At 74.4% G+C, this 6,177-nt stretch carries 7 protein-coding genes and 2 pseudogenes; 8 read left to right on the top strand and 1 reads right to left on the bottom strand.

All coding sequences use genetic code 11. From position 1 onward, the window contains the following. Positions 1 to 285 (top strand): annotated as a pseudogene (locus tag ACFXPK_RS31745) (MFS transporter); the annotation flags it as partial. A 60-nt stretch (positions 286 to 345) separates the two neighbouring features. Here the strand turns inward: ACFXPK_RS31745 and ACFXPK_RS31740 are convergent. After that, positions 346 to 981, bottom strand: coding sequence for a TIGR03085 family metal-binding protein (locus tag ACFXPK_RS31740; protein WP_384998031.1), 636 nt, complete (start codon positions 979 to 981; stop codon positions 346 to 348). Positions 982 to 1,064: 83 nt separating this feature from the next. On the opposite strand from ACFXPK_RS31740, the gene hisI reads away from it, so the two are divergent. The 7 genes and pseudogenes from hisI (at position 1,065) to trpM (ending at position 6,033) form a co-directional block, all read left to right on the top strand. Next, positions 1,065 to 1,457: a phosphoribosyl-AMP cyclohydrolase gene (gene hisI / locus ACFXPK_RS31735; RefSeq protein WP_385080612.1), complete on the top strand. Its 393-nt coding sequence runs from the start codon at positions 1,065 to 1,067 to the stop codon at positions 1,455 to 1,457. 94 nt (positions 1,458 to 1,551) lie between these two features. Further along, positions 1,552 to 3,057, top strand: coding sequence for an anthranilate synthase component I (locus ACFXPK_RS31730; RefSeq protein WP_385080610.1), 1,506 nt, complete (start codon positions 1,552 to 1,554; stop codon positions 3,055 to 3,057). Positions 3,058 to 3,106: 49 nt separating this feature from the next. Further along, positions 3,107 to 3,802 (top strand): TIGR02234 family membrane protein, encoded by a 696-nt coding sequence (locus ACFXPK_RS31725; protein ID WP_385080608.1) that lies wholly within the window; start codon positions 3,107 to 3,109, stop codon positions 3,800 to 3,802. Positions 3,803 to 3,912: 110 nt separating this feature from the next. After that, positions 3,913 to 4,152 (top strand): annotated as a pseudogene (locus tag ACFXPK_RS31720) (HGxxPAAW family protein); the annotation flags it as partial. Positions 4,153 to 4,350: 198 nt separating this feature from the next. Continuing rightward, on the top strand, positions 4,351 to 4,866 hold the full coding sequence (locus tag ACFXPK_RS31715; RefSeq protein WP_385080606.1) for a DUF2752 domain-containing protein: 516 nt from the start codon (positions 4,351 to 4,353) through the stop codon (positions 4,864 to 4,866). A gap of 175 nt (positions 4,867 to 5,041) precedes the next feature. Beyond that, on the top strand, positions 5,042 to 5,851 hold the full coding sequence (gene trpC, locus ACFXPK_RS31710) for an indole-3-glycerol phosphate synthase TrpC (protein ID WP_384998047.1): 810 nt from the start codon (positions 5,042 to 5,044) through the stop codon (positions 5,849 to 5,851). Between the two features lie 8 nt (positions 5,852 to 5,859). Beyond that, on the top strand, positions 5,860 to 6,033 hold the full coding sequence (gene trpM, locus ACFXPK_RS31705; protein ID WP_384998050.1) for a tryptophan biosynthesis modulator TrpM: 174 nt from the start codon (positions 5,860 to 5,862) through the stop codon (positions 6,031 to 6,033). Positions 6,034 to 6,177 lie beyond the last annotated feature (144 nt).

Here is a 6,177-nt window from a genome sequence, read left to right as displayed (position 1 = left end):
CCCGAGTTTCAAAAAGTCCTCGGGGCCACGTTTTTGTTTATCACAGACAGGCTGGCCGCGGCGCACCACCACCCCACCCCCCACCCGGCCTATCTGGGCCGGGTCACCTCCGTGTCGACGCTCGTCACCCTCGGGATCGCGCCCCTGTGCTACCCGGTCGTCGGCGCGGCGGTCGGCCTGTGGGGCGCGGGCCCGGTCTTCCTCGCCTGCGCCGCGATCTGCGCGTCCGGAGGCGTCATCGGGCTCTGCTCGACCCCACTGCGCCGGGCCGAGCTGCCGCACTGAGCCGGCCGCCCGTCCCCGCGCTCCGGAACGCCCCCGTACCCGCGCCCCCGTACCGACCTGCTACGCGATGCCCAGCTTCGCGTCCCTGACCCGCTCGACCGCTTCCTTGTCGCCCGCCAGCTCCACCCGGGCCGCCTCCTGCCGTCCCGACACGAACAGCAGCAGCTCGCCGGGCTCGCCCGTCGCCGTCACCACCGGGGTGCCCCGGTGCGCCACCGCCGTCTGGCCGTCCGGGCGGCGCAGGACCAGGCCCACCGGGGACTTGCGGCCCATCATCCGGCCGCCCTTCTCCAGCCGTGACCAGAGGGTGTCGGCGAAGACCCGGTCCACCTCACGGGGCGTCCAGTCGGGCTGCGCCCGGCGGACGTCCTCCGTATGGATGTAGAACTCCACGGTGTTCGCCGCCTCGTCGAGCTGCTTGATGCCGAGCGGCGACATCCGCGGCGGACCCGACCTGATGAGCTGGATCAGCTCCTCGTACGGCTTCGCGACATACTCGGCCTGCACCCGCTCCAGCCGGTTCCTGAGCGCGGCCAGCATCATCCCGCCCGCCGCGTCGGGGCGGCGCTCGCGCACCACCACATGGGCCGCCAGATCGCGGGTCAGCCAGCCGTCGCAGAGCGTCGGGGCCTCGGGGCCCGCCGCCTCCAACAGGTCGGCGAGCAGAAGTCGTTCACGCTTGGCATGGGTCGACATGGGTCCAGCGTACGGCGGCGCCCACCCGTCCGCCCAGTGGACGCCCGGTCCGGCGTACAGCGCGGGCGCGGCACAATGGCCGTATGACCAGCACGAGCGGGGCCCCGTCCCCGGCCGGAGGGCTCGACCCCGCCATCGCCGACCGTCTCAAGCGCAGCGCCGACGGCCTGGTCCCGGCGATCGCCCAGCAGTACGACACCGGTGAGGTGCTGATGCTCGGCTGGATGGACGACGAGGCCCTGCACCGCACCCTGACCACCGGCCGCTGCACCTACTGGTCCCGCAGCCGCCGGGAGTACTGGGTGAAGGGGGACACGTCCGGCCACGTCCAGCACGTGAAGTCCGTCGCCCTGGACTGCGACGCGGACACCGTCCTCGTCCGGGTCGACCAGGTGGGCGCCGCCTGCCACACCGGCGCGCGCACCTGCTTCGACGCCGACGTCCTGCCCCTCGGGCCGGCCGACGGGCGCGTCTGACCGGGTCCGCCCGCACGCCTCCTCCCGCACGCCCCCCGCACGCCCCTTCCGCACGCTCCTTCCCCGTACGCGCCAACGAGTAGGGTCAGCCGCCATGGACCTTGAGACCTTCCGCAAGCTGGCGGTGGACCGCCGTGTCATCCCCGTCAGCCGGCGCCTTCTCGCGGACGGCGACACCCCGGTCGGCCTGTACCGCAAGCTCGCCGCCGAACGCCCCGGCACCTTCCTGCTGGAGTCCGCGGAGAACGGCCGCTCCTGGTCCCGCTACTCGTTCATCGGCGTACGGTCGGCCGCCACCCTCACCGAGCGCGACGGACGGACGCACTGGCTGGGCACCCCGCCCGTCGGAGTCCCCGTCGACGGGGACCCGCTGGCCGCCCTGCGCGCCACGGTGGAGACCCTGCACACCCCCCGTGACCTGGCCTCCGGCATGCCGCCCTTCACCGGCGGCATGGTCGGCTACCTCGGGTACGACATCGTGCGCCGGCTGGAGAAGGTCGGCGACCACGCCCGCGACGACCTGCGCATCCCCGAGCTGACCATGCTGCTCACCTCGGACCTCGCCGTCCTCGACCACTGGGACGGCTCCGTCCTGCTGATCGCCAACGCGATCAACCACAACGACCTCGACACCGGGGTGGACGAGGCGTACGCGGACGCCGTCGCCCGGCTCGACGCGATGGCCGCCGACCTCGACCGGCCGTGCCACGCGCCCGCCGCCGCGCTGCCCGCCTCCGAACTGCCCGAGTTCACCGCGCTGTGGGGCGGCGGCGCCTACCAGGACGCCGTCGAGGACATCAAGGAGCGCATCAGGGCGGGCGAGGCGTTCCAGGTCGTCCCCTCGCAGCGGTTCGAGACGCCCGTCACCGCGAGCGCGCTCGACGTCTACCGGGTCCTGCGGGCCACCAACCCGAGCCCGTACATGTACCTCTTCCGCTTCCCCCCCACCGGGAGCGGGGCCGCCTTCGACGTCGTCGGCTCCAGCCCCGAGGCGCTCGTCAAGGTCGAGGACGGCCATGCGATGGTCCACCCCATCGCCGGCACCCGGCCGCGCGGCGCCACCCCGCAGGAGGACCAGGCGCTCGCCGACGAACTCCTCGCCGACCCCAAGGAGCGCGCCGAGCACCTGATGCTCGTCGACCTCGGCCGCAACGACCTCGGCCGGGTCTGCGAGCCCGGCAGCGTCGAGGTCGTCGACTTCATGTCCGTCGAGCGGTACTCGCACGTCATGCACATCGTCTCCACCGTGACCGGCCGGGTCGACAAGGGCCGTACCGCCTTCGACGTACTGACGGCCTGCTTCCCCGCCGGCACCCTCTCCGGTGCGCCCAAGCCCCGCGCCCTCCAGATCATCGACGAGCTGGAACCCACCCGGCGCGGTCTCTACGGCGGCTGCGTCGGCTATCTCGACTTCGCCGGGGACTCGGACACGGCCATCGCCATCCGTACGGCGCTGCTGCGCGACGGCACGGCCTACGTCCAGGCGGGCGCGGGCGTCGTCGCCGACTCCGACCCCGTCTCCGAGGACACCGAGTGCCGCAACAAGGCGGCGGCGGTGCTCCGCGCCGTCCACACCGCGAACCGGATGGGCGGCGCCTGACGCCCGCACGGTGCCCCGGGCTCCGGGGGATCCGCGGCGGTAAGGGATAGTGGAAGGCGTGAGTGCCGTACCCGTACCCCAGCCCCGTACCGCCGCAGGCCCCGCGGCCACCGACACGCGCGGCGGCCGCCGCAGTCTCGCCGCGGCCCTGCTCCTCGGCGCCCTCGGCGCCGCCGTGGTGCTGATCGCCTCCGGCCAGACCTGGGCGGAGGGCGCCGCGGCCGTCGGCGGCGGCACGTTGCCGCTCGACGCCGAAGGACGGGACATCACCGGCGTTCCCGCCGCCCTCGCCATCGTCGGGCTCGCCGCGCTCGTCGCCGTCTTCGCCGTCCGCCGGGCCGGGCGGCTGCTCGTCTCCGCGCTGCTCGCCCTGAGCGGCGCGGGCGCCGCGCTCGCCGCGTTCCTCGGCGCCTCCGACAGCGCGGCGCTCGACGACAAGGCCGCGCGGACCACCGGCGACACCGCCGCCACGATCTCCGGGCTGAGCCACACCGCGTGGCCCTACGTGACCGCGGGGGGCGGCGTGCTGATCCTGCTCGCGGGGGTCCTCGCCCTCGTGTACGGCAGCCGCTGGCCCGCCATGTCCGGCCGGTACGAGCGGCCCGGCCAGGCCGCCGCGGCCGGCTCCGGCGGCGCCCCCGGGCGGGGCCGCGCCGCCCGCACGGCGCCCGTGGTCGACCCCGACCGGCCCGAGGACCTGTGGAAGGCCCTGGACCGCGGCGAGGACCCGACCCGCGAGAGCTGACTCACACCGGGCCACCCCCGGGAACGTTCCGGCCCGCGCATGCGGGACAATATGGCGTGAGCGTCCGACTCACCCGGCGCATCCGGCGCAACAGCAACGAGGAGCAACTCATGGCGGGCAGCAGCCACGGACACACCCCGGCGGCCTGGACCGGCGTCACCATCGCCTTCATCGGCTTCTGCGTCTCGGGAGCGGGCATGGTGGCCGTCAACTTCCTCGCGTTCTACGGCGGCCTCGCCGTCGTCGTGGTCGGTGGGATCGTGGGCATGGCGATGAGCGCCGCGGGCATGGGCATGCCCAAGGAGTCGCCGGAGCTGGCCGCGGCCCGCAACGCGGCGGCGAACAAGCAGGTCAACCTCCGCTCCGAGGACATCAGGGCGCAGATCCTGTCCCGGACCGAGGCGCACGAGACGCACCAGGTCCCCGCGCCGCTCACCGGCCAGGCGCAGGCCCAGACCGTCTGACCCGCACCCCGGCGGGCCGCCGCACCCGACGCAGTCCGGCGAGGCCGGGCTGCGTCTTTCCGTGGGACCGGCGACAATCACCGCGTGGACCACGCCCCGAACCCCCGGAACCCGCCGCACGCCGGGCCGCCGCCGCACCCGTCCGCGTACGGGCCGCGCGCCGCGTACGGCCCGTACCCGCCGTACGAGGTACCCCAGTCCGCGTCCCGGACCCGACGGCTGCTGACGCCGCTCGCCACCCTCGCCGGGATCGCCGGCGCGTTCACCTACGTCGGCCTGGTCGACCCGAACGAATCCGGCCACTACCCGCCCTGTCCGCTCTACAGCCTCACCGGTCTGTACTGCCCCGGCTGCGGCGGACTGCGCGGCGCCCACGCCCTCGCCCACGGCGATTGGCCCACCGCGCTCGGCGACAACGCGCTGGCCTTCGCCGGCTACGGGATCTTCGCCGTCCTCTGGGTGATCTGGGTGGTGAGAGCCGGAAAGGGACTGCCCCTGCGCATCACCCAGCGGCCCCTGTGGTGGTGGACCCTCGGCGCGGTCCTCCTGGCCTTCAGCGTCGTCAGGAACCTGCCCTTCGGGGCGTGGCTCGCGCCCTGAGGGGCCACGGGAGAGGCGCGCGCGGCCGCCCGGATGCGAGCCCTTCGGCCACTTCCGGCTAGCATCGGGAGGACCGGACACGACGACATGGCCGAACAGGGCCCGATGGCGGCCCCGGCCACCGTCGGTACGATCCGTAACTGAACCGCACCCGTCCCGGAAGGGGGCCGCTCGCGTGAGTGTGCTCGACGAGATCATCGACGGCGTACGCGCCGACCTCGCAGAGCGGCAGGCGCGCGTCGGCCTCGACGAGCTCAAGGAGCGCGCGGCCAAGGCGCGCCAGGCCAAGGACGGCGTCGCCGCGCTGAGCGGCGAGGGCGTCCAGGTGATCTGCGAGGTGAAGCGCTCCAGCCCGTCCAAGGGCGCGCTCGCCGCGATCGCCGACCCCGCCGCGCTGGCGGCCGACTACGAGGCGGGCGGCGCCGCCGTCATCTCCGTACTGACCGAACAGCGCCGCTTCGGCGGTTCGCTGGCCGACCTGGAGGCCGTCCGCGCCCGGGTCGACATCCCCGTCCTGCGCAAGGACTTCATCGTCACGTCGTACCAGCTCTGGGAGGCGCGCGCGCACGGCGCCGACCTGGTGCTGCTGATCGTCGCCGCGCTCGAACAGCCGGCGCTCGTCTCGCTGATCGAGCGGGCCGAGTCCATCGGGCTCACCCCGATCGTGGAGGTCCACGACGAGGACGAGACCGAGCGGGCCGTCGACGCCGGAGCGAAGATCATCGGGGTCAACGCGCGCGACCTGAAGACCCTCAAGGTCGACCGCTCCACGTTCGACCGGGTCGCCCCGGAGATCCCGGCCGGCATCCTGAAGATCGCCGAATCGGGGGTGCGCGGGCCGCACGACCTCATCGCCTACGCCAACGCCGGGGCCGACGCCGTACTCGTCGGCGAGTCCCTGGTCACCGGCCGTGACCCGAAGTCCGCCGTCGCGGACCTCGTCGCCGCCGGCGCGCACCCCGCGCTGCGGCACGGGAGGGACTGACCCCGCCCATGCCCGCCGACGCCCGCTCCGCAGCCGCCACGTCCGACACCCACGCGCCCCTCGCGCGCGGGTGCCGCCCGCGTGGCTGCCGCGCGCCGGCCCGGCGGGTGCACGGACGGCGGGTGCGGTACGTGATCGGCGACGAGCCCGGCCAGGTCAACGGAATGCGATGGCGCCCCTGACCGCGCCCGGGCCCTCCACGCACCGACCGGTGCGCCGGGGCCCCGGCGCGGTGTGGGGCGGATCCCGGAGATTGCCCCGCCGGGGGGGTGAGGGCCCACCCCGGGGACCCACGGTGGCGGAAGACCTTGGGGAGCTGTGGTTAA

It is taken from the genome of Streptomyces sp. NPDC059142 (genome assembly GCF_042755665.1).
Taxonomy (GTDB): Bacteria; Actinomycetota; Actinomycetes; order Streptomycetales; family Streptomycetaceae; genus Streptomyces.
This window is presented reverse-complemented; position numbering and strand designations above follow the sequence as displayed.